The organism is Streptomyces sp. NBC_00425 (assembly GCF_036030735.1).
Taxonomy (GTDB): Bacteria; Actinomycetota; Actinomycetes; order Streptomycetales; family Streptomycetaceae; genus Streptomyces.
The window spans coordinates 8,791,263-8,814,001 of the sequence record NZ_CP107928.1 but is presented as its reverse complement, the minus strand read 5'-3'; the positions used below and the strand labels follow the sequence as shown (position 1 = coordinate 8,814,001).

At 70.1% G+C, this 22,739-nt stretch carries 23 protein-coding genes and 2 pseudogenes; 16 read left to right on the top strand and 9 right to left on the bottom strand.

The genetic code is table 11. The annotated features are described in order from the left end of the window. Positions 1–46: 46 nt before the first annotated feature. Positions 47–1,141, bottom strand: a pseudogene (locus OHS82_RS38840) (protein kinase domain-containing protein); the annotation flags it as partial. Between the two features lie 55 nt (positions 1,142–1,196). Then, on the bottom strand, positions 1,197–2,042 hold the full coding sequence (locus tag OHS82_RS38835; RefSeq protein WP_057581653.1) for an oxygenase MpaB family protein: 846 nt from the start codon (positions 2,040–2,042) through the stop codon (positions 1,197–1,199). A gap of 245 nt (positions 2,043–2,287) precedes the next feature. Between OHS82_RS38835 and OHS82_RS38830 the strand changes: the two genes are divergently transcribed. Together OHS82_RS38830 and OHS82_RS38825 are read left to right on the top strand one after the other, a co-directional pair. After that, entirely contained in the window at positions 2,288–3,157 is an 870-nt protein-coding gene (locus OHS82_RS38830) for a universal stress protein (protein ID WP_057581651.1), read from the top strand. A 73-nt stretch (positions 3,158–3,230) separates the two neighbouring features. Next, positions 3,231–3,468: pseudogene (locus OHS82_RS38825) on the top strand (pyridoxamine 5'-phosphate oxidase family protein); the annotation flags it as partial. An 82-nt stretch (positions 3,469–3,550) separates the two neighbouring features. Here the strand turns inward: OHS82_RS38825 and OHS82_RS38820 are convergent. Continuing rightward, positions 3,551–4,129 carry a TetR/AcrR family transcriptional regulator gene (locus OHS82_RS38820; RefSeq protein WP_057581650.1) on the bottom strand — a complete coding sequence of 193 codons (579 nt, stop codon included), beginning with the start codon at positions 4,127–4,129 and terminating at the stop codon, positions 3,551–3,553. Between the two features lie 90 nt (positions 4,130–4,219). Between OHS82_RS38820 and OHS82_RS38815 the strand changes: the two genes are divergently transcribed. Together OHS82_RS38815 and OHS82_RS38810 are read left to right on the top strand one after the other, a co-directional pair. Next, positions 4,220–4,666, top strand: a complete 447-nt coding sequence (locus tag OHS82_RS38815; protein WP_057581647.1) for a DUF1772 domain-containing protein — start codon at positions 4,220–4,222, stop codon at positions 4,664–4,666. Between the two features lie 84 nt (positions 4,667–4,750). Beyond that, positions 4,751–5,176 (top strand): DUF4267 domain-containing protein, encoded by a 426-nt coding sequence (locus tag OHS82_RS38810; RefSeq protein WP_057581646.1) that lies wholly within the window; start codon positions 4,751–4,753, stop codon positions 5,174–5,176. Between the two features lie 567 nt (positions 5,177–5,743). Here the strand turns inward: OHS82_RS38810 and OHS82_RS38805 are convergent. Together OHS82_RS38805 and OHS82_RS38800 are read right to left on the bottom strand one after the other, a co-directional pair. After that, positions 5,744–6,613 carry a helix-turn-helix transcriptional regulator gene (locus OHS82_RS38805; RefSeq protein WP_057581644.1) on the bottom strand — a complete coding sequence of 290 codons (870 nt, stop codon included), beginning with the start codon at positions 6,611–6,613 and terminating at the stop codon, positions 5,744–5,746. Between the two features lie 83 nt (positions 6,614–6,696). Further along, positions 6,697–7,593: a helix-turn-helix domain-containing protein gene (locus OHS82_RS38800; RefSeq protein WP_328435577.1), complete on the bottom strand. Its 897-nt coding sequence runs from the start codon at positions 7,591–7,593 to the stop codon at positions 6,697–6,699. Positions 7,594–7,846: 253 nt separating this feature from the next. Here OHS82_RS38800 and OHS82_RS38795 point away from each other — a divergent pair, with 253 nt between their 5' ends. The 10 genes from OHS82_RS38795 (at position 7,847) to OHS82_RS38750 (ending at position 16,298) form a co-directional block, all read left to right on the top strand. Then, on the top strand, positions 7,847–8,413 hold the full coding sequence (locus tag OHS82_RS38795) for an alpha/beta hydrolase (protein ID WP_328435576.1): 567 nt from the start codon (positions 7,847–7,849) through the stop codon (positions 8,411–8,413). Between the two features lie 106 nt (positions 8,414–8,519). Continuing rightward, entirely contained in the window at positions 8,520–8,852 is a 333-nt protein-coding gene (locus tag OHS82_RS38790) for a carboxymuconolactone decarboxylase family protein (RefSeq protein ID WP_057581630.1), read from the top strand. Between the two features lie 96 nt (positions 8,853–8,948). Then, the gene (locus OHS82_RS38785) at positions 8,949–9,356 is read left to right on the top strand and encodes a (R)-mandelonitrile lyase (RefSeq protein WP_057581628.1); all 408 of its coding nucleotides are present in this window, start codon (positions 8,949–8,951) and stop codon (positions 9,354–9,356) included. Positions 9,357–9,391: 35 nt separating this feature from the next. Continuing rightward, positions 9,392–10,408, top strand: a complete 1,017-nt coding sequence (locus OHS82_RS38780) for a zinc-dependent alcohol dehydrogenase family protein (RefSeq protein WP_057581626.1) — start codon at positions 9,392–9,394, stop codon at positions 10,406–10,408. Between the two features lie 116 nt (positions 10,409–10,524). Continuing rightward, a complete protein-coding gene (locus OHS82_RS38775; protein ID WP_328435575.1) occupies positions 10,525–10,950 on the top strand; it encodes a nuclear transport factor 2 family protein in 426 nt (141 codons plus the stop codon). A 99-nt stretch (positions 10,951–11,049) separates the two neighbouring features. Continuing rightward, positions 11,050–11,421: a DUF2255 family protein gene (locus OHS82_RS38770; protein ID WP_057581623.1), complete on the top strand. Its 372-nt coding sequence runs from the start codon at positions 11,050–11,052 to the stop codon at positions 11,419–11,421. A 73-nt stretch (positions 11,422–11,494) separates the two neighbouring features. After that, positions 11,495–13,081, top strand: coding sequence for a Na+/H+ antiporter (locus OHS82_RS38765; RefSeq protein WP_328435574.1), 1,587 nt, complete (start codon positions 11,495–11,497; stop codon positions 13,079–13,081). Positions 13,082–13,138: 57 nt separating this feature from the next. Continuing rightward, positions 13,139–14,098: an amidohydrolase family protein gene (locus OHS82_RS38760; protein ID WP_328435573.1), complete on the top strand. Its 960-nt coding sequence runs from the start codon at positions 13,139–13,141 to the stop codon at positions 14,096–14,098. A 141-nt stretch (positions 14,099–14,239) separates the two neighbouring features. Beyond that, positions 14,240–15,226 carry an aldo/keto reductase gene (locus tag OHS82_RS38755; RefSeq protein WP_057581617.1) on the top strand — a complete coding sequence of 329 codons (987 nt, stop codon included), beginning with the start codon at positions 14,240–14,242 and terminating at the stop codon, positions 15,224–15,226. A 127-nt stretch (positions 15,227–15,353) separates the two neighbouring features. After that, positions 15,354–16,298: an amidohydrolase family protein gene (locus OHS82_RS38750; RefSeq protein WP_328435572.1), complete on the top strand. Its 945-nt coding sequence runs from the start codon at positions 15,354–15,356 to the stop codon at positions 16,296–16,298. Between the two features lie 220 nt (positions 16,299–16,518). On the opposite strand, the gene OHS82_RS38745 is transcribed toward OHS82_RS38750, so the two are convergent. The 4 genes from OHS82_RS38745 to OHS82_RS38730 all read right to left on the bottom strand — a co-directional run bounded on the left by OHS82_RS38745 (position 16,519) and on the right by OHS82_RS38730 (position 21,178). Beyond that, positions 16,519–17,649: a sensor histidine kinase gene (locus OHS82_RS38745; protein WP_328435571.1), complete on the bottom strand. Its 1,131-nt coding sequence runs from the start codon at positions 17,647–17,649 to the stop codon at positions 16,519–16,521. 26 nt (positions 17,650–17,675) lie between these two features. Next, a complete protein-coding gene (locus OHS82_RS38740; protein ID WP_057581613.1) occupies positions 17,676–18,380 on the bottom strand; it encodes a response regulator transcription factor in 705 nt (234 codons plus the stop codon). Between the two features lie 172 nt (positions 18,381–18,552). Next, positions 18,553–19,641 (bottom strand): amidohydrolase family protein, encoded by a 1,089-nt coding sequence (locus OHS82_RS38735; RefSeq protein WP_328435570.1) that lies wholly within the window; start codon positions 19,639–19,641, stop codon positions 18,553–18,555. A gap of 937 nt (positions 19,642–20,578) precedes the next feature. After that, the gene (locus OHS82_RS38730) at positions 20,579–21,178 is read right to left on the bottom strand and encodes a TetR/AcrR family transcriptional regulator (protein ID WP_057581608.1); all 600 of its coding nucleotides are present in this window, start codon (positions 21,176–21,178) and stop codon (positions 20,579–20,581) included. A 142-nt stretch (positions 21,179–21,320) separates the two neighbouring features. Here OHS82_RS38730 and OHS82_RS38725 point away from each other — a divergent pair, with 142 nt between their 5' ends. Together OHS82_RS38725 and OHS82_RS38720 are read left to right on the top strand one after the other, a co-directional pair. Then, entirely contained in the window at positions 21,321–22,115 is a 795-nt protein-coding gene (locus OHS82_RS38725) for an alpha/beta fold hydrolase (protein WP_328435569.1), read from the top strand. Positions 22,116–22,207: 92 nt separating this feature from the next. Further along, a complete protein-coding gene (locus OHS82_RS38720) occupies positions 22,208–22,579 on the top strand; it encodes an antibiotic biosynthesis monooxygenase family protein (RefSeq protein WP_328435568.1) in 372 nt (123 codons plus the stop codon). Positions 22,580–22,739 lie beyond the last annotated feature (160 nt).

Sequence of the window (22,739 nt, the reverse complement as noted above, 5' to 3'; positions counted from 1 at the left end):
GTCGTCGTGCGGCGCGCGCCGGCGGACACCGCTCGACCGGGGTTCACGGGGCCTGCGCACCGTCCGGGGTCGGTACCGCCACGAGGGTCGCCCGGGGTATCCACTCGTCGGTCAGGGCCGCCCCGGTGTCCGGGCCCGCGGCCCGCGGTCCGGCGCCGACGGCCGGGTGGCCGACGGTCATGCCCCGGGTCCAGGAAGGCAGTCGGGGGCCGGCGCCGGCGGCCGCGTGGCGCTCGGACGGCCGCGGCCCGGGCCGCTGCGGCACGGGCGCGGTCAGGCGGCCCGGTGCGCCGGGGGCGGCGTCGGCGAGGCGCTGGACGATGTCCCGGGCGTCCTGGGGGCGCTGGGCGGGCTGCTTGGCGAGCAGGTCGAGGATGACCCGGTCGAGGTGGGCCGGCAGGTCGGCGCGGTGCTCGCGCGGCGGCCGGGGCGGGGTGTCCCGGTGTCCGACGAGGATCGCCCAGGGGTCGTCCAGGTCGAACGGCGGACGGCCGGTGGCGATCTCGTAGAGCACGCATCCCAGCGAGTACAGGTCGCTGCGCCGGTCGACCTCCTCGCCCGCGATCTGCTCGGGCGACATGTAGTGCGGGGTGCCCATGGCGATGCCGGTGCCGGTTAGCCGGGAGGTGAAGCCCACGTCGTGGCTGAGGCGGGCGATGCCGAAGTCGCAGATCTTCACGGTGCCGTCGCCGAGGCGCACGATGTTCGCCGGCTTCAGGTCGCGGTGCACGACGCCCTGCCGGTGGGTGTAGGCGAGGGCCGCGGCCACCTGGTCGGCGATGTCGAGGACCTGCGGCACCGGCAGCGGCCGGCGTTCGCCGTCGTCCAGCAGCTGGCACAGGTTGCGGCCGTCCAGGAGTTCCATGACGAGGAAGAGGACGCCTTCGTGGTCGCCGAAGTCGTGGACGACCGTCACCCCGCGGTGCTGGAGCGCGGCGGCCACCCGGCCCTCGCGCCGGAACCTCTCACGCAGGACGCGTCCCGAGGACGGGTCGTGGTGCGGGCCGGCCGGTTTGAGGCACTTCACGGCGACCTGCCGGCCGAGGGACTCGTCGCGGGCCCGCCACACCTCGCCCATGCCACCGCGTCCGATCCGGTCCAGCAGCCGGTACCGGCCCTGGATCAGTCTGCTCTCCGCCATGGTGTGCCGCCCCCGTCGCCTTCCAGCCCTCCCCCAGAGGGTTCAGTATGGCGGCCTATCGTCGCACCTTGTACGGTGCCGGACGGCTTTCGGGGCCCAGTCTCGCCATCGCCCGCAGGACGTGTTTGGGCGGGAGCAGCCATCGCAGACGTGCGGGAACACAGCGCAGCGCCGCGCCCGTGGCGCGCAGCCGGCGGGTGACGACGTCGGGTTCGGGGGCCGGTCTGCCGTACAGCGCGTGGGCGTACGGGGGCAGCGAGGCGTACGCCAGATCCGCCACGCGCCGCCACAGCACCGCGCGCGCCGGAACGAGCAGCGGGTGGACGGGCGGACGGCGCAGGAAGTCGTCGACCTCGCGGGCCTCCGCTCCCGCGGCGAGCTCGGGGAGGGTCCGGTCGAAGTACGCCGCCATCTGCGCCCGGTCGGCGGGCACCGACTCCGGGTCGAGACCGACCAGACGGGCGCTGACGCGGTGTTCGGCGAGGTAGCGGTCGGCGGCGGCGTCGGTGAGCGGGTAGCCGGAGCGGCGCAGCACGTGCAGATAGGAGTCGATCTCGGCGCAGTGCACCCACAGCAGCAGTGCGGGCTCGTCGACGCCGTACCGCTCCCCCGTCTCCGGGTCGGTCGCGGACAGCTTGCGGTGGATCCGGCGGACGCGGGCGCCCGCCTTCTCGGCCGCCTCGGCCGTGCCGTACGCCGTGGTGCCGACGAATTCGGCGGTCCGCATCAGCCGGCCCCAGGCGTCACGCCGGAAGTCGGAGTTCTGCGTGACGCCGCGTACGGCTCGCGGGTGCAGCGCCTGGAGGTAGAGCGCGCGGATCCCGGCGACCCACATCATCGGGTCGTCGTGCATCTGCCAGGTCACGCTGCGCGGAGTGAACAAGCCCGGGTCGCCCGTCATAGCGGCAGTCTGCCAGGGACGGCCGGACGGCACTACGGGCTTCGGTTCCCCCGTTCCCGAGGCCGACGGGTCCCCGCCGGGGCCGGGTCCGTGCCTGCGGTCCACATGCGCCGCGGAGGGAACTGGGGTCTCCTCGAAGGGAGAGGAACGCCCCACGCCCGGCATGCCGACGATGTCGCACCAGTCCCTGCCACCGCACTCGCTCACCGTCGCATCCGGCTTCGTACGAGACGGAGGCCGCTGCCATGCAACCGGTCGTCACCGTGGGCCTCGACGGCTCACCCGCCAGCCTCGCCGCCGCCCGCTGGGCCGCCGACGAGGCCGAGAAGCGCAAGCTGACCCTGCGGCTGCTGCATGCCTGGCCCCTTCTGGCGCCGGAACCCGCGCGGCTGCCCTCCGAGATCGACCAGAACTACTGGGCGAAGCGTCTGGTCCACACCGCGCAGGCGGAACTGCAGACACGCCACCCGGGTCTGACCGTCGTAGGGAGCCTGGTCGCCGAGGACGCCCACGAGGCCCTGCTCCAGGCGGCCTCGGAGGCCGAGATGCTGGTGCTCGGCTCGCGGGGGATGGAGGCCGTCGAGAGCTACTTCATGGGCGAGGTCAGCCTGCCGGTCGTGGCCCGGGCGGAGCGGCCCGTGGTCCTCGTCCGCGCGGAGCCGGCGGACGAGGACCGCGCCCCCGCCCCGCCGGCCCGGGTGGTCGTGGCGCTGAAACTGCACACCGCCGGTGACGGACTGCTCGACTTCGCCTTCCACACCGCCGCCGCCCGGGGTGCTCCCCTCGTGGCCGTCCACGGCCGCAGCGTGCCGCTCCACGCACGCATGCCGTGGGGCGCCGACCACGCCGTCACCGAGGAGATGACGAAGGACGCGCGCAAGGCGCTGGGCGATGCGCTTCGCCCCTGGCAGGAGAAGTACCCGCAGGTGGAGGTCGCCGAGAGCATCCGGCTCGCGAGTCCGGCCAAGGCCGTCGTGCGGGCCGCCGAGGGCGCGGCGCTGCTGGTCGTGGGCAGACGCGCGCACCGGCGCGGCACGGGACACCACCTGGGACCGATCGCCCAGGCCGCCATCCATCACGGCCGCTGCCCCGTCGCCGTCGTCCCCCACGACTGAGAGCCGCCCGGGCGGTGTGCGACCGCCGCGCGCGGATCTGTGTGCGGGACCCGCACGGCGACACGGCGCGTGAATGTTCCACGACGACGGCTTTCGCGGACTCGACCGGCAGGAGTGCCTGCGCCTGCTCGCGCGCGTCCCGGTCGGCCGTGTCGTCCACACCCGGCATGCGCGGCCGGCGGTGCTTCCGGTCGGCTTCTCCCTGGACGCGGACGCCTCCGTGCTGCTGTGCACCGCGCGGGGCTCGGACCTGGTACGCGCCGTCGACGGCGTCGGTCGCGTTCGAGGCCGACGGCGCCGCCGCTGCGTCCCCTGCCCGCCGGAGCACGGCGTGGACGCGCGGCGCGCCGTGAGCTCCCCGCGCTCCGGCTGCGTGCCCGCCCGGACGGTGTGTCAGACCACGGCGAGCCGGTCCACCAGCAGCTCCACCCGCTGCACGGCGTCCTCCGGCAGCAGCCGCCCCGCCCGGGTCAGGGTCGCGAGGCCGTGCAGGGACGCCCAGAACACCTCGGTGAACAGCCCCGGGGGGACGCCGTCCCCGGCGACCTCGCCCAGGCTCTCCAGCAGCGCGGCGAATGCGTCCTTGAGAGGTTCCGGGGTGTCCTCCCGTGCGTACGCCAGGCCGCCGTCGAGCTGGAACAGGGCGTCGTAGACCGCCACGTTGCGTGCGGCGAAGTCGAGGTAGGTGCGCGCGAGCGCGAGGACCCGCTCGCGCGGGCCGTCCGCGGCGCCGGTCGCGGCACGCACCGCCACGGCCAGCTCGGCGGCGCCCTCCAGGGCGACGGCGCCGATGATCTCGCGCTTGCCGCGGAAGTGGCTGTAGAGCACGGGCTGGCTGTACTCGATGCGCTCGGCGAGCCGACGGGTGGTGACCGCGTCCCAGCCCTGCTGCTCGGCGAGTTCGCGGGCCGTCGCCACGATGAGGCGCTCGCGCTCCGCCCGTTCACGCTGCTTGCGTTCCTGTACCGACATACCTCGACCCTAGCACCGCTAGACAGACGAGCGGCAGTAGTACTAGCGTTGCCTCATCCGCTAGCAACACTAGATCCGTGGAGGGTCATCATGCTCAACGCACTCGAGGTGGTCACGACCGTGTCCTTCGGCGTGATGGTGGGGGTGGAGTTCTCCGTCGCCTTCGTCATGAACCCGATCTTCAACGCCCTCCCGGAGGACAGCGGCCAACTCGGCCGCGCCCACGGGGGCCGGATGCTCGGCGCCGTGATGCCCGTCTGGTACCTCACCTCGCTCGCCCTCGTCGCGGTCTGGGCCGTCGCCGGACGGCACCACACCGGCGCCGGCCTCGTCGTCACCGCCGGCGCGCTGCTGATCCTCAGCGTGATCATGTCGCTGCTGCTGCTCGTCCCGATCAACAACAGGAACAAGACGTGGACCCCGGAGAACCGGCCCGCCGACTGGAAGGAGCAGACGGACCGCTGGAACCGTTACCACTACGTCCGCGTAGCCATCCTCATCGCGGCCTTCGCCCTGCTCGTCGCCGCACTCACCTGATCCCGCGGGCACACCCGCGGACCGAGAAGCTCCACGACGCTCACCGAGCAGCTCACCCAGCTGACGAGACCCGCAGGGAGAACCATGTCACCGAAGAGGATCAACACCGCTCTGACCGCCGCCTTCGTCGTCTTCATCCTCTGGTTCGGGACGGAGTTCATCCTGAGCCCGGAGACGGCGGCCGCGGGCTTCGGCCTGCCGAACCGGCCGTCCGGCGACGGCGGCGGCTTCCTGGTCGTCAAGGGAATCCGCGACGTCGTCCTGGCCCTGGTCCTGGGCGTCCTGCTGGTGACGGGCCACCGCCGGGCGCTGGGCTGGGTTCTGCTGGTGGAAGCCCTCGCCGCGTACGGCGACATGGCCACCGTGCTGACCCACCACGGTTCCGTCGCCACCGCGCTCGGCGTCCACGGCCTGACGGCGACGCTGATGGCGGTCAACGGACTGCTGATGCTGCGCGAGACCCGCAAGGTCGCCGCCGCTCCGGCAACGCCCGCCCCACAGCCCGCCTGACACCACCTCGGCGGCGCCCCGGTCCGTCGCTCCGGGACGGCGCAACGCGCCCCCCGCCCCACCCGCCGGACTCCGGCACGCGCCGACGCGGTCGGCGATCACATCCACTGTGACCGGGCTCGCAGTAGTACAGAATTCCTGATCAAGCTGTTCTGCATGCCACCCCATCCCGTCTGCGCAGTGGCGGGATGTGCCGAGATACCGCCGGCCACCCACTTGCATCCGGTCGGGCAGGCATTGAACACGAAGCACGGTTTCGGTCGGCTATTCCGTGGTCGGTGGGGTTCAGAGGAAGGCCGGCGGGACGTCCTTCTCGATGCAGAGCCGCAGGACGCTCGCCAGTTGGCGGGCGTCCTCCATGTGCTGCTGGAGGAACTGGTCGCTGCCTTCCGTGCCCACTGGTCGGTGATCGCCTCCAGCCTGGGATGATCTCGGGGTGGCTGGTGTGATCACGGCGTCGGAGCCGTCCTGGACAGCCCCGTTGCAGGACCCAGGGTCGCGATTCCCTTCCAGGAACGCCGGTTGGGCGCGGTCGAGGCCGGTCATGGACCACTCGCGCCGTTTCGGTCAAGCTGTCGCATCCGGCGCCCGCTGGTCCGGGTCGGCAGTCCACGACGCGAGGAAGCGCAGTCCGTCATGGGATGAGGTCCCGGGCTCCGCGGTCAGGACCACAAGCTGCTGCACGGGGTCGGCCGTGCAGGTCAGGCTGTCCCAGTCGAGGGTGAGGTCACCGGCGATCGGATGCCGCAGCCTCTTCGTGCCGACCCGCAGGCCGGGCATCTGGCGGCCTGCCCACCACTGCCGGAAGTCGGCGTCGGTCACCGACAGCTCTCCGACCAGTGCGGTGAACTCGCGATCGCCGGGGCACTTGGCGGCCTCCATGCGTAGCTGGGTGACGCAGATCCGGGCGATCGTCCTCCAGTCGAGGTGGAGCTCCCGGAAGGCGGGGTCAGTGAAGAGCAGCCGGGCGTAGTTGCGCTTCTTGTCCGGAACCCGTTCGAAGTCGGTGAGGAGAGCCGCTGCCATCGCGTTCCAGGCCAAGACGTCCGTGCGACGACCCAGGACGAGCGCGGGGGTCGCGCTCAGTTCGTCCAGGAGACGCCTGAGTTGGGGCTGGACCTTCTGCGCCGGTCTGCGGCGCGGCGGGCGCTCGTCCTTCGCGGCCAGCGCGAACAGGTGGTCACGCTGGTCGTCGTCGAGGTGCAGAACACGGACGAGAGCGGCGAGCACCGACTTCGGCGCAGGGGCACGCCCCTGCTCCAACCGCGCGTAGGAGTAGCTGCTGATCCCCGCGAGATGGGCGACCTCCTCACGGCGCAGCCCCGTCACTCGTCGGGGCGCTCCGAACTCGGGCAGGCCCACCGTTCGCGGACTGAGTCGGGCCCGGCACGCAATGAGGAATTCTCCCAGTTCAGGCAAATATTCATTCATGCGCATGGCATTCAGTGTCGCGGTATTCACCTGCAAAATCAGGGCGAGAGTTTTCTCCCAGGTCTGGTCGACATCTCGTTCTTCCCAAGTCAGCGAGGCCGGATCAGACCGTCAGGCCAGTCGACCTGATCGGCTGCGGGCCCGCCGAGCCGACCTGATGCCCCTGAGGCGAGGGCGCGTAGCCCGTCGTACGAGGGCGTGCCGCGTTCCGCCGTCCAGACGACGAGTTCCTGATCGGGATCGCTGCCGCAGGTGAAGGTGTCCCGGTCGAGGACGAGTTCGCCGACGAGGGGGTGGTGGAACCGCTTCATGCCCCGCCCGCGCGACGCCACGTGACTGCTCCCCCACCACCGCCCGAAGTCCTTGTCCTGCACGGAGAGTTCGCCGACCAGGCCGGTCAGCCGCGGGTCGTCCGGGGATGCGGCGGCCGTCATACGCAGGTGCGACACGCAGCCACGGGCGGCGGCCCGCCAGTCCGCGCAGAGCGTCCGCATGGAGGGCTCGATGAAGAGGATGCGGACGCAGTTGCGCTTGTCTTCCGGCACCTTCTCGAAATCGGTCAGCAGGGCGGATGCGAGCGGATTCCACGCCAGGATGTCCATACGGCGGCCGATGACCACGCCGGGACTCACGGTGAGATCGTCGAGGAGGCGACGCAACTGCGCATGCACCTTCGGTGCGGCCCGGCGGCGAGGTCGGGCCGACCGTCGGCCGACCAGCTCGAACAGGTGGTCGCGCTGGTCGTCGGCCAGACGCAGGACCTGGGCGAGTGCGGCCAGCACTGACACGGACGGCTGGATGCGGCCCTGCTCCAGCCGGGTGTAGTAGTCGGTGCTGATGGAGGCGAGAAGGGCGACTTCCTCCCTGCGCAGGCCAGGCACCCGCCGGCCACCGGTGTCGGGCAGGCCGACCGTGCGCGGGCTCAACTCGGCTCTCCGCAGCTTGAGGAATTGTCCCAGCTCGTTCAGATGCGCGTCGCTGGTCATGCCAGCCAGTGTCACACCGCTCGGTCCGCACAAGGGGGGTAAGAATCCCTCCCCTGGATAACTGCTCCCCAGGGTGGAATTCTCCCCTTTGCGGATTCCCGTGGAGGTGGCAGGGTCAATGGCGTGTTCGGCGATCAGAGGCGACCTACGCAGAGCATCCACCCGAACAAGCGGGACGGCCCACCCCCGGGTCAGAATTGCTTTCACACGTCACCGATATCGCGTATTTCCATACTGCAGGCAGAGGAGGCGAGTGAGAACAGTGCGGACGGATGTCACCTTCGTCAGCAATGGCCTGACGCCGACCGGTCACCTGCACACTCCCGACTCCCGCGCCGGACATCCGCTGCCCGCGATCGTGGTCGTAGAGCCGTGGGGTTCAGGAGCAGACCGCCGGACTCCACGCCCGGCGTCCGACCGTGGCGGGCTTCGCCGCCCTCGCCTTCGACGCCGCTCACCAGGCGCGAGTGAAGGCGAACGCCGTTATTTCCTGGAGCACCCCGTCCGGCGAGGCGAGGACGTCAAGAGCGCCGTCAGCTACCTCAGCACCCGGAAGGGCGTCCCTCCCGAGCGCCTCGGCGTGCTGGGCATCTCCAGCAGCGGCCACGCGGTGTACGCCGCCATGAGCGACCGTCGCATCAGGGCGGTCGGCACGGTCAGCGCCGCCTGCCTCGGCGGCCTGCTGCGCGTCCGGCTCGGTGGCGGTCAGGACCCGGTCGTCTTCCGCGATCCAGTCGCCTGCGCCGGGGTGCCGACGGAGTTGTTCTGGATCGACGGTACGTCCCGCTTCGACCCACACGGCGAGGACGAATACGTCTGACCGCCCTCGCCGAGTCACCTCGTTCTTCGGTGAGCACCCCTCCCGCCACCCGGCTCAAGACCGAGCGGCGTGAATCCCCCCGCACACAGGCTAGGAGCACCACCTCATGTCAGAACGGAAGAAGTTCGCGCCGCCGGCGATCCAGGAGTTCGCCCCCAAGCTCGCGGAGGTGACCGACACCGTCCTGTTCGGCGACATCTGGGAGCGGCCGGGTCTGTCCCCGCGCGACCGCAGCCTCGTCACCGTCACCGCTCTCGCCGCCCTGTACCGAGCCGACCAGCTCAGCTTCCACCTCGGCAAGGCGCTGGAGAACGGCGTGACCAAGGACGAGCTGGTCGAGGCCATCACCCATCTGGCCTTCTACGCCGGATGGCCCAACGCCATGACTGCGATGACCCAGCTCAAGGAGATCGTGGAGAAGTCCGACCAGTCCGGCTGATACTCCTCCGCCCAGGCACACCCCCACGTCCCGGGCTCCCCCCACCTCGCCGCCGCATGGTCCGGCGGCAGCACCACACCGGAGGAACGACACACCATGGAACTGCTGAAGCGGCCTCCCACCATGAAGCTCCCGGCCGAGTGGTTCACCGGCGACGCCTACGCCGACGTGATCCACCGCGGTGAGCACCCCTCGCGGATGCGGGCCAACCTGGTCCGATTCACTCCCGGCGCCCGCACCGCGTGGCACTCCCACGCCCTGGGCCAGACCCTCTACATCGTCGAGGGCGTCGCGCTGGTGCAGTCCCGTGGCGGCGACGTCACCGAGGCCCATCCCGGCGACGTCATCCACACACCCCCGGGTGAGGAGCACTGGCACGGTGCCGCTCCCGACCAGTTCATGGTCCATCTCGCGCTGTGGGAGACGGACGACACCACCTGGCTCGAACACGTCCCGGACGACGACTACAACGCCCCGCGCGTCAGCACCCGTACCCGCCCCTGACGCCACGACAGACCGAAAGGAACCGGGAAGCCATCATGCGAGCAACCATCATTCACGCGCCTGGGGACATCCGGGTGGAGAACGCCCCCGAGCCGAAGATCGTGGCGCCCACGGACGCGGTCATCCGCACCGTCGCCACCTGCGTGTGCGGCTCCGACCTGTGGAGCTACCGCGGCATCAACCCGGTCAACGAGCCGCAGCCGATCGGCCACGAGTACGTCGGCATCGTCGAAGAGATCGGCAGCGACGTCTCGGCTGTGAAGCCCGGCCAGTTCGTCATCGGCTCCTTCATCGCCTCCGACAACACCTGCCCGATCTGTCGGGCCGGGTATCACACCTCCTGTCTGCACCGGGACTTCCCGAACGGCTGCCAGGCCGAGTACGTCCGCGTCCCCCTCGCCGACGGCACCCTGGTCGCCACCCCGGAGCAGCCGGCCGAGGAGCTGATCCCCAGCCTGCTGGCGCTCTCCGACGTCATGGGCACAGGCTGGTACGCCGCCAAGGCCGCCGAGGTCAAACCCGGTTCGACGGCCGTGGTCGTCGGTGACGGGGCGGTGGGCCTGTGTGGGGTCATCGCCGCCAAGGAACTGGGCGCCGAGCGCATCATCGCCATGAGCCGGCACGAGTCCCGGCAGAAACTGGCCCTGGAATTCGGCGCGACCGACATCGTCGCCGAACGCGGCGAGGATGGCGTGGCCCGCGTCAAGGAACTGACCGACGGCATCGGCGCCGAGTCCGTCCTCGAATGCGTAGGCACCCAGCAGTCCATGCACCAGGCCCTGCAGTCCACCCGCCCCGGCGGCAATGTCGGCTTCGTCGGCATGCCGCACGACGTGCAGATCGACGGCCAGGAACTCTTCTTCTCCCACGTCGGTCTGCGCGGTGGTCCCGCCCCCGTGCGCGCCTACCTTCCCGACCTGATCGAGCGCGTCGTCGGCGGCCGTATCAACCCGGGCAAGGTCTTCGACCTCACTCTGCCCCTGGACGAGGTCGCAGAAGGTTACAAGGCCATGGACGAGCGCCGCGCCGTCAAGGCATTGCTGCGCCCGTGACCTGAAGCCCGGGCGGTGGTGAGCGCCGGTCGACGGCTCCCAGGACCGCCGGCCCCGTCGGGCGGCGGCTCGGCCGCCTGCCCGTCGCGGCCGCCAGACAGAACGGACCTACAGCCATGACCAGCGAGGCGATCGCCACCGTCGAGGCGTACTTCGATGCCTTCGGCACGCGTGACATGGAGCGCGTGCTCTCCCACTTCACCCCTGAGGCGACCTGGACGATCCCGGGCGATCCAGCGCTCACCCCGTGGGCCGGGAGCCGCACCGGGCCGGTGGAGATCCGGCAGTCCCTCACCGCGTTCTTCGCCGCCGTCGAGCCGCTCGCGTTCGAGCTGGGCACCATGGTGGAGGTCGACGGACGGGTTTGGGCGCCGGGCTGGTACTCCTCCCGGTTCCACCCCTCGGGACAGGTACTCGAGAGCGAGATGATCCTGCGTTTCACCGTCGCCGACGGACTGATCGACGACTATCGCGTTTTCGAGGACTCACTCGGAATCACCCGTACCCACCTCGGTGACCCGCTCACCAGCACTCCCAGCTGACCACGAGTCCTCCGGCACCCTTCACCACAGCGGCGCGCCGCCCCTCAGGAGTTCCCGCTCGTCCGCCCCGCCCGCCGCCTCCTCGACCGGAGAACACCGATGACGAAATGGACGAACGACGAGCTCGACCGCATCGCCGCGGCCGACGAGTTGGAGATGGCGCCGCGCCGCGACGACGGCACTCTGCGGGGTCCGGTGCCGGTCTGGGTCGTCCGCGACGGCGACGATCTGTACGTCCGCTCCTTCCGCGGTACGGACGGCGGCTGGTGGCGCACGGCCCGCTCCGGCCACGAGGGGCACATCCGCTCCGGAGGCGTCGACAAGGACGTCACGTTCGTTCAGGTGGCGGACTCCGAGGTCGACGACCGCGTCGACACCGCGTACCGCACCAAGTACGGCCGCTTCGGCGGCGCGTACGTCAACCCCTTGGTCGCGGCGCGCTCCACGACACTGCGACTGGTGCCCCGATGACCGAGGCGATCCCGGTGGAAGCCGCCGCCGTTGGGCCAACGCCGACAGCCAGTCCCCCACAGGAGTAAGCACCATGCTCGGTCTCGAACTCGTTGTCGTCCTGGGTGCGGCCGTGCTGGTGGGCAACGTTCTGGGGCAGCGCTTCCACGTCGCGCCGCCCGTCGTGCTGCTCGTCGTGGGCGCGCTCATCGGCCTCGTCCCGGCCGTCCGCCAGACCCAACTCCCTCCCGAAGTAGTGTTGTTGCTCTTCCTTCCCGTACTGCTCTACTGGGAGAGCCTCACCACCTCGATGCGGGAGATCCGTACGAACCTGCGCGGCATCGTCCTGCTGAGCACGGTCCTGGTGATCCTCACCGCAGGTGCTGTGGCGGTCGCCGGGCATGCGCTCGGGCTGCCGTGGGGACCGGCGTGGGCCCTGGGCGCGGCCGTCGCTCCCACCGACGCCACCGCAGTGAGCGCCCTGGCGGGCTCCCTGCCGCGCCGTCAGATCACTGTGCTGCGTGCGGAAAGCCTCGTCAACGACGGCACCGCACTGGTCGTCTACGGCCTGGCGGTCGGTATCACCGTAGGCGAGGAACACCTGACACTGCCGCACGTCGGAGCGCTGTTCCTGCTGGCCTACGGCGGAGGGGCCGCGGTCGGAGTGGCGGTCGCCTGGGTCAACATGAACCTGCGGCGCCGGCTGGACGATCCCCTGCTCGGCAATCTCGTCATGATCCTGGCGCCGTTCACGGCATATCTGCTGGCCGAACAGATTCACGCCTCTGGTGTCCTCGCGGTCGTCGTGAGCGGTCTGATCATGGCCCAGGTCGCTCCGAGCCTCATCCGCGCCGATCACCGCCGTCAGGCACTGGCCTTCTGGCCGCTGGCCACGTTCATCATCAACGGCGCCCTGTTCGTCCTGGTCGGAGTGGAACTGCAGTACGCGCTGCGCCACTTGAGCCGATCCGACCTCAGGGACGCCCTCATCGCGATCGGGGCAGTCAGCGTGGTCCTGGTCGCGGTCCGGTTCGCGTTCCTGTTCTCCTCCGCCTACCTGATCCGCGCGATCGACCGGCGTCCCGAGCAGCGGCTGCGGAGAATGAGCGACCGGGCACGAGTGGTCAGCGGCTTGGCGGGCTTCCGGGGCGCTGTGTCGCTGGCCGTGGCGCTCTCCGTGCCGGAGAACCTCGACTCGGGCGAGCCGTTCCCCGGACGGGCGTTCATCGTCTTCGTCACCTCCGGCGTCATCGTGGTGACCCTCGTGGTGCAGGGACTGCTGCTGCCGGGCGTGGTGCGCTGGGCCCGGCTGCCGCGCGACACGTCCGTCGACGAGGAGCAGGTCCTCGCCGAGACGGCGGCGACCGAGGAAGCCATCAAGGCGCTGCCCCGGCTCGCCGCCGAACAGGGGACCACTCCGAAAGTCGTGGAGTGGCTGCGCCAGGAGTACGAGGCCAACCTGGCGACCGTACGGGCAAGGGGCGCAGGCACCGACGACGATCCGGCCCTGCTCCACAACCACCACTACACCGAGCTCCGCCTCGCCCTCATCGCCACGAAGCGTGCGACCGTCGTCCGCCTGCGCGACGAGTCGCAGATCGACGACACCGTGCTCCGCCGTCTCCAGGCGGCCCTGGACAACGAAGAGGTCCGGTTGGCCGGAGGCGAGCAGGTGGAGTAGGCCGCTTGCGGTGCGTGCCCTGACGACGCGAGCCCCACGAGAAGGAATCCCGCTGCCATGTCCTCCAGCCTCATCGATGTCCACGCCCACATGCTTCCCGACTTCTACGTCCAGCACGCGACGGCCGCAGGCCACGCCCACCCCGACGGCATGGGCGGCTGGCCGTCCTGGTCCCTGCAAGCCCATCTCGATCTGATGGACCGCAACGGCATCGAGACCGCGATGCTCTCCATGTCCTCCCCCGGTGTGCACTTCGGCGACGACAAGGCGGCCCGCCTCCTAGCCCGGCGCGTCAACGAGTACACCGCCGAACTGACCCGGGACCACCCGGGCCGTTTCGGCAACTTCGTGTCACTTCCGCTGCCGGACGTCGACGGCGCGGTCGAGGAGATCGCCTTCTCCTTCGACGAACTCGGCGCCGACGGCGTGGCGTTGCTGACCCACACCCACGGGGTGTACCTGGGCGACCAGCGCCTCGACCCGGTCTTCGCGGAGCTCGACCGGCGGCGGGCGGTGGTCTTCCTGCACCCCACCTCGCCCGTCTGCTGGGAGCAGTCGGCGCTCGGCAGACCGCGTCCGATGGTCGAGTACATCTTCGACACGGCCCGGACCGTCACGGACCTGGTGATGGAGGGCGTCCTGACGCGTCATCCGAACATGCGGGTGATCGTCCCGCACTGCGGCGGCGCGATTCCCGTCCTGGCCGACCGCATCAACGAGTTCATGAGCCTGTTCCTGCATGCGCGGCAACCGCCCGGCCCCGACGCGGTGCAGCAACTCCGCGGTCTGTACTACGACATGGCGAGCACAGCCTTCCCTCGCCAGGTCCCCGCACTGCTGAAGCTCGTCGACCCTGACCGCGTGCTCTTCGGCAGCGACTACTGCTGGACGCCCGCGCCGCTGGCCGACGCCCACATCGCGGCGATCGACGCGGCCGAACCACCGGCGCGGGACACGACATGGCGATCGCTCACGACGGCGAACGCCCAGCGCCTGTTTCCGCGGACAGCGCGGTGAACCACGTACGCGGGCCCTCAGCGCGATCACCCGAATGAAAAGCAGTCTGCGACAACACCGGATGCGGCGGCGGCCTGCCAATGGCCTGAAGCCCACCCACCGGCATTGACAGCAACGAGTCGGCAGCAACGAGGAGGAACAATGCACACCCGAACGCTCGGACGCGACCTGCATGTCTCCGCCATCGGTCTCGGCGTCATGGGAATGTCCCAGAGCTACGGCCCCAATCCCGGCGATCGCACCGACATGATCGCCGTACTGCGTGGCGCCGTCGACCGCGGAGTCACGTTCTTCGACACCGCGGAGGTGTACGGCCCCTACGTCAACGAAGAGCTCCTGGGAGAAGCCCTCGCCCCGGTGCGAGACCAGACGGTGATCGCCACCAAGTTCGGATTCCGCATCGAGAACGGCGCCCCCGCCGGACTCAACAGCCGGCCCGAGCAGATCCGAGCCGTCGCCACGGCCTCCCTCAAACGGCTCGGGGTCGAAACGCTCGACCTTTTCTACCAGCACCGCGTCGATCCGGACGTGCCCATCGAAGACGTCGCCGGAGCCGTGGGGGAGCTCGTACAGGAAGGCAAGGTGCGCTGCTTCGGGCTTTCCGAGGCCAGTGCGCAGACCATCCGCCGCGCCCACGCGGTCCACCCGGTGACGGCAGTACAGAGCGAGTACTCGCTGTGGACCCGGGACCCCGAACATGAGGTTCTGCCGACCTGCTCGGAACTCGGCATCGGATTCGTACCCTTCAGCCCGCTCGGCAAGGGGTTCCTGACCGGGACGGTGGACGCCACGACGCCGTTCACCGCCGACGACGTCCGCACGAACATCCCACGGTTCACAGCCGAGAACCGGGCAGCGAACCAAGCGCTCGTCGACCACGTCACCCTGCTCGCGCAGGCCAAGGACGCCACACCGGGCCAGGTCGCGCTCGCCTGGCTGCTCGCACGGCATCCGTCGGTCGTTCCGATCCCCGGAACCCGGCGCACCGCACGCATCGAGGAGAACATCGGCGCCACCCGACTGCCCCTCTCCGCCGACGAACTCGCCGACCTCGACGGACTCGTCGGCCGCGTCGGGGTACAGGGAAACCGCTACAACGAGCACCACATGTCCCTGGTCGACAAGTAGCTCGGCGTATCCATTTCGCCCAGCGGTCTTTCCTGCACCGCTGGAATCCGCTCCCACCTCCCACCTCCCACTCCCCTCCTTCCCCTTTCCCCCTTCCCCCTTCGCTCGACGATTGAGGAACTCCGTCATGCGGATCGACACGCACGCTCACGTCTACCCCAGCGACTACCTGGACTTCCTGGCCGACTCGGGCGTCACGACCACCGGCGGCCAGCGCGGGCTCGGGGCCGACGACACCGACAAGGAGCTCGAGGCCCGCTTCTCCCTGATGGAACGGGCCGGTGTGGACCGACAGGTGATCTCGGCCTCACCCATGACGGGCGCTCTGCCGGATCCGGAGCAGGCCGCCGCAGCCGCACACATGATCAACGACCGGTACGTCGCCCTGGTGGACCGCCACCCCGACCGCTTCCTGGCCTTCGTCGTGCTTCCTCTGCCGCACGTCGACGCGGCTCTGACCGAACTCGACCGCGTCCTCGAGGCGCCGGGGGTGGTGGGCGTGGCCCTGACCACCTCTGCCGCGGGCCGGGCGCTGACCGACCCTGCCTTCGCACCGGTATGGCAGGAACTCGACCGCCGCGGCACCGTGATGTACCTCCACCCCGCCGGCGACGGCGTCGCCTCCCCGCAGATCACCGACCACCACCTCACCTGGATGGTCGGCGCGCCCGTGGAGGACACCGTCGTAGCGGCCCAGCTCATCACCCGTGGGTTCGTGACGCGCTACCCCCGTGTACGCATCCTCAACTCCCACTTCGGCGGCGCGTTGCCCATGCTGCTGGAGCGGTGGGACAACCTCGCCCACTTCGAGGCACCTGACGCCCCCCTTCCGCCGAGCCAGGCGGCGCGCCGGATGTGGTACGACACCGTCGCCCACAGTTCCCAGGCGGCACTGCAGGCCGCGGTCCAGGCGGTCGGCGCGGACCGGCTCGTCCTCGGCAGCGACTTCCCGTACCAGGGCGGCGAGCACTACCTCGACACCGTCGCCTACATCGAACGGGCCGGGCTCGACGCAGCGGACACCCAGGGCATCCTGGCCGGCAACGCCGAAGCACTTCTGGGACTGGCCTGATCCTCGGGGCCTGTCGAAACCATCCGGGGCCGGCAGTACAGCCGTGCTCGCCGATGCGATCCGGGCGTCGCCGGCCGGGGTTCCTGCGGGACGCCGGCCGTGTCGCGCGCCGCGGCAGCCGCACTGTCTCCGGAGCCGGCGACGCTCACCGGGCGCACGGCTCGGCGTCTTCGCGACCGCGACCTGCTCATCACCGCCGTTCCGGGCTGGGTCGTTGGAGTCAGCGGGAGACCGGAGGCATGCCGGCCCCGGGGACGTGTTCCTGCGGTAGGCGAAGGGTGAACGTTGCGCCCTTGCCCGGTCCAGCGGATTCCGCGGTGATGTCTCCGCCGTGGGCTCGGGCGATGCCCCGGGCGATGGTCAGGCCGATGCCACTGCCACCGGCAGCAGCAGGTCGACCGAGACGCTCGAGGCGTTCGAAGCGGCGGAAGACGCGTTCGAGGTTGTGTGCGGCGATGCCGATGCCGTCGTCCGTGACGCGGACGGTGACGTGGCGTACGGGAGCAGGTTCGGTGTGCACGGACAGCACCACATGCCCGTGCGGATCGCATGCGGCCAGTGCGTTGCCCAGCAGGTTCACCAGGATCTGAGTGATCCGGTCCGGGTCGCAGAACGTGCCGACGGGTGTGCCTGCGTCCACGGTCAGGACTACCGTCTGGTCGTCGTACTGGGGGCGCAGCCGCTCGGCCGTGGCCCGGGCCAACGTGGCCACGTCGGTGGGCTCGTGGTGAAGATCGAAGGCCGCCTCCTCCGACCGGGACAGGCTGGACAGGTCGCCCGCCAAGCGCTCCAGCCGGTGAAGGTCGTCGGCGAGGGAGGCGAACATCGCCTCATCGGGGACGAAGATGCCGTCGGCCACACCCTCGATCTGGCCGCGGAGGATGGTGATGGGGGTGCGCATCTCGTGGGCGACCTCGGAGATGAGCCGGGCGCGGCGGCGTTGGGTGTCATCGAGGGCTGCCGCCAGCGTGTTGACGTCTTGGACCAGCGCGGCCAGGCCCGGCTCGCTGGGGAGTTCGAGGACGTCGTCGTAGTGTCCCTCGGCGAGCCGACGCGTGGCGGCGCGCACCCTGTCGAGGGGACGCAGCAGAAACCGGCTCAGGGCGAGGGACGCCGGGAAAGCCGCGGCCCCTCCGAACAAGAGGCCGATCTGCAGGACCACGTCGCCTTCGATGTCGTCAAAGCCGAGCCACACCTCGATCAGCGCGCTGATCGCCGCCATGGCCGCCAGCGCCAGGAGGAGGACCATGAGGTGTGAGAGCACCAGCCGGTCACGCAGCGACATCCGCTGCTGGATTCGGCGCAGCCGCGCACGAGATCGGCGGTAGGCCGGGAAGCCGGAGAACGGCATCGATAGGTGTCCTTCCTGGCCGCCGGCTAGGCGGGGCGCCCGACGAACCGGTAGCCGATGGTGCGGACGGTGCCTACGAACCGAGGTGCGCTCGCCTCGTCGCCCAGCGCACGCCGCAGAGTACGGATGTGCACGTCCACGACGCGCTCGTCGCCGAAGAAGTCCTCGCCCCACACCTGGGCCAACAGGCCGCGCCGAGTGAAGACCCGCCCGGGGACACGGGCCATCGCGAACAACAGATCGAAGTCGAGAGCGGACAGCTCCACCGTCCGGTCGGCATCTACCTGCACGGTCCGCGTCACGCGATCGACAGTCAGTCCGTCGAAGCGCAGCACGCCGTCCTCGTGATCCGCCTCGGACCGGCTGTCGGTGCGCCGCAGGATGGCCCGCACCCGTAGTGCCAGTTCGCGAGGGCTGAACGGCTTGGTGACGTAGTCGTCGCTGCCGGTGGTGAAGCCGATCAGCCGGTCGACCTCCTCGTCGCGGGCGGTGAGCATGATCACCGGGATCTGGCTCGCCTCCCGGATGCGGCGCAGGACCTCGAAACCGTCCAGGCCCGGAAGCATCACGTCGAGTACCACGAGGTCCGGTCGGTCATGGGTGAGCGCCTTCAGGGCGGACGGTCCGTCCGCGGCTTCGGCGACGTGGAAACCGTCCGCCTCCAGGTAGCCGCGCACGGTCATGCGGATCTTGGGCTCGTCATCGACGACCAGAACGCGCTGCGTACTCATCGTGCTCGCTTTCCATCGCCGAGACAGGAAGAGGGAGGGGGACGGCAGTCATGGCCGCGGGACACCGGCGGCATGGAGGCAGAGGGCCTCGAACGCAGCCAGCGTACGGTGTCTGTCCCGCGCCCCTTGCCTGGGGAGCGGGCGGTAGGCCGGGCCTGCGTACGGTCGCGGGTCAGCGAGAGCCGGAGCGGCGTATACGCGCCTTCAGCTTCGGGAACTGCTCGAGGGCGTTGTCCCGCTCGAGAGCGATCCGCCGGCGCCGGCTGTAGATCTCGTCGACGTTCGGTTCGGGGTCGCCTGCCTTGAGATTCGGCAGGCTGCCCTTGAGGAAGGGCATCGTCTCGACGTTGTCGGCCGCGTAGAGATGGCGGGTCGCCGGCCAGTCGCTGCCGAACATGATGTGGCTGTCGGGTACCAGCGACGACAGCGGCTGCAACTGCGCGGCGGTGAATGCCTGTGCGTTGTCGAAGTACATCCGCTTCATGTACGTGAGGGGGCCTTCGGGCAGCACCTCGTTGAACGGTGGGAAGGCCGAGTGCCGGGTCGCGAGCCGGAAGGCCAGGAACGGCAGTGCCCCGCCGCTGTGGGTGAAGTGCCAGCGGATGTTCGGGTAGTCCCGCAGGACACCGTTGTAGATCAGGCTCGTCATCGCGCGGGTCGCGTCGAAGTTGTACTCGAAGACGTTGTTCCCGGCCGGGATGTCGGGGCCGAAGCACAACTTGGGAGCCGGGTTGTTCTCCGGCCCCGTCGGGTGGACGTACACGTAGGCACCGCGGTCGTTGAGGATCTCGTACAGAGGCGCGAACGAAGGGTCCCCCAGGTAGGTGCCCTTGTAGTTGGTGAGCAGGCAGATGCCGTCGAGATCCAGTTCGCCGAGCGCGCGGTCCACCTCGGCCACCGAGCCCTCGATGTCGGGCATCGGGGTGACCGCGAAGATCCCGAATCGGTCACCACGGGTCTGCACGAGGTCGCGGGCGTAGTCGTTGACCGCGCGGGCGGTGGCGCGCCGGTCGTCCACCGGGCCGACGGTGATCTGAAGGTCGCCGAACGACAGGACGCTGGCCTGGATCCGGTACTGGTCCATGAAGGCCACGTGCCGCTCGACCGACCAGGGACCGTAGGCCCCGGTAATGGCGCCGAGGAGGCCATAGCGCTTGAGGTAGTCGTTGTACACGTCGGGCGAGTAGTGCGCGTGGGTGTCGATACGCCAGTTGCCTTTCGGCAGTCCCGGGCCGGACGATGCCGTCTCCGGACTGGCCATGGCAGCAGGCATGGTGGCCGCAGCAGCCGTGACGAGTGCCGCGGCCGATGCTCCTTCAATCATCCTTCGACGCGAGATGTTCCGTCGCAGGTTCATTTCCAGTTCCCCATTCCTTCTGTGTGCGAGTCAGTTCGTGTGTGCGTGGGTCACGGCGCCGTCGCCGGGCCGGCAGGGCCCGCGCGGGAAGGGCGATGGTCCCCGCGATGGTGGAGACCGCTCCCTCCCCGGGCCGGCGTGCACGCGGTCCGGCCGACCGGGGAGCGTGAGCGGCCAAGTCGCTCTTTGAACTGGGCGGTTGCCGCCGACAGACCGGTCCGGCGCTCAGACGTGGGAACCCACAGCACCGACGTGGCCGCGTAGGCCGCCGTTCACCGGTCGGCTAGTGGAGCGGACCCGCGAGCAACGCCGTCGCTGCCCCACCGAGGTGAACAGGCGGGCGGTTCCTTCATGCCCTGCGTCATCGCCTAGCTCCGGCAGCGAGGCGCCGACCGCGGAAGGCCGGTGCCGCACAGCAGGCTGGCCGATGTCGCCCACCGGCGGGACGAGGAGTACGTGCATGACCGCCAGACAACAGCCGCCTCATAAAGCACGTACCACTCAGCACATGAAGCCTCCATGAAGCCGATCGCCGGAGCGACGCCCATGCCTTCGAGAGCTTCGCACCGGCGCAGAGCACCGCTCGGTTCATTGGTCGACCACACCGGCTCGGCCGGCCAAGGGTCGGCGAGCACGTCCCGGAGCACCTGACGGCGCTCCACATGCGGACACGGACAGGTGACCGGCGGCCATGCCGGTGTGCCGTAGTGCTCAGCAGCCGTAGTGCCCAGCAGCGGACGGCGAGGCTCACTCGACAGAGGCGGCGGTGACGGGTTGCCAGGAGCCCGGGCCAGCTGCCTGAACGCGGTTGTTCCCCTCCGTCAGGAGCTTTCGGCGACTACTACCGGAGATCCTGCGGTGCGTCGGCGGGCTCCAGCGTGGTGAGCCATTGGGCGACCACGGCGTCGATGAAGGCGTCGGTGACCTGACCGCGGTCGAGGAAGAGGCGGGCGAGGACGGGCCCGTAGAGCAGGGTGAACTCGTCGTCGCTGATCTGGATGCCCGAAGGCTCCAGCAGCTTGTTGAAGCCGACGTAGCGGTCTTCGCCGATGCGGACGAGCGCCCGGGCGCTGTCGGGGTCGTGGTCGGCCTGGGCGGTGACGGCCAGGGCCGCGGCTCGCACGGCCGGCACGCTGACGCCGGCACGCAGGCTCTTCAGCCAGGCGGTGGCCACGGCGCGTACGTCGCTGCCCGGTTCGGGGTAGGTGCCGAGGTCGGGGCCTTCGAGGACGAGGTCGAAGAGCAGCGCGGCCCTGGTGGGCCAGTGCCGGTAGAGGGTCTGGCGGGTCACCTCCGACCGCTCGGCGAGCAGGGCGTAGGTCAGTCCGGCCGGTCCGACCTCAGGCAGCAGCTCCCGCGCGACCGCCAGCACGCGATTGCGGGTGCGCTGTACGCGTGGGTTGCCCGGTGTCGGCTGACGGCGGTGGAGGGGCTGCTTCATGCCGCCACCCTACCCCCACATCATACGAAGTGTGTGATTGACGTCACAGGCGGCAATCATACGCACCGTGTGATAGACCTGAGGAAGTAATCACACGCACTGGATGATTCTCGCGTGTCGACGATTCGAAAGGCAGACGCTCATGTCACCCCGCAACCTCACCGCACCCGCCTTCGCCCGCACCCGCCTCGGCTCCGGCCCCGGCCTGCTCCTCGCCCACGGCGCCGGCAGCAGCCTGGCCGGCACTTACGGCCCCGTCCTGGAAGCCCTCGCCGCCCGCCACACCGTCGTCGGCATCGACTACCCCGGCAGCGGCGACACCCCCCGCTCCACCACCCCGCTGTCCGTCGACGACCTCGCCGACCAGCTCGTCGCCGCCGCCGACGCGGAGGGCGTCGACCGCTTCGCCGTGTCCGGCTACTCCCTCGGCGGCCCGGTCGCCATCCGCGCCGCCACCCGCCACCCCGAGCGCGTCACCGCACTCGTCCTGACCGCCGCCTTCCCGCACCGCGACAACCGGCTCTCTCTCGCCTCCTCGATCCAGAGCAAGATCGCCGCGTCCGGCGACCGCGAGCTGCTCGCCGAGTTCCAGCTCATGGTGGCCCTCGGCACCCAGGCGCTGGAGTCGATGCCGGCCGAGCAACTGCGGCAGACCCTCGGCTACGTCGCCGCCAGTACGGTCGACGGCAGCTCCGAGCAGACCGACCTCGTCGGCCGGGTCGATGTCCGGGACGACCTCGCCGGCATCACGGTCCCCACTCTGGTCGTCTCGACCACCGACGACCGCCTCGTCTCCAGCGCCCTGCACCGCCGGCTCGCAGAGACCATCCCCGGCGCCCAACTCGCCGAGATCGCCACCGGCCACCTGCCGATGCTGGAGCGGACCGAGGAGTGGCTGCAGCTCATCACCGACTTCCTCGACAAGCACCACGCCTGAACGCACACCACGGGCGGTGCCCCAGGGGCCAGGCCCCTCACCCGGACCGCCCCTCGATCACAACTCACCACACGCGCGTACATGGAGGAACCATGCTGAGTTTCGGCCGACTCGACGAGTCCGCCCACTTCCACGACCAGCAGAAGGAGGAGGCCGGCCCGGTCACCATCATCAACACCTTTGTCGCCCCGGAGGGCAAGGAGGACGAGGTGGTGGCCGCCTGGAAGGACGACGCGGAGTACATGAAGAGGTCGGGGAGCCTTCTCTCGGTGCAACTGTACCGGGGGATAGCCGGCAGCCGGCTCTTCACCAACGTCGCGGTCTGGAAGTCCACGGAGCACCTCCGTGCAGCGCTCGGCACACCGGAGTTCGCCTCGCATCTGGCGAACTACCCTGCCGGAACCGTGGCCTACCCGCACCTCTACCAGAAGTTCGCCGTAGAGGGCGTCTGCGACGGGGAATGACGACCGTCACCCGATTCCGGGCCGTCGTTCGCCACGCGCACGACGTGGCAGCGACGTTCGGTTCCGGGTCAGCCGCGGGCTCGTGCCGACGACGCCGATCCGTGTCCTTTGACCGACCGACCGGTGCTCGAAGTACTCGGCCTGGGCCGCACGGAGAAAG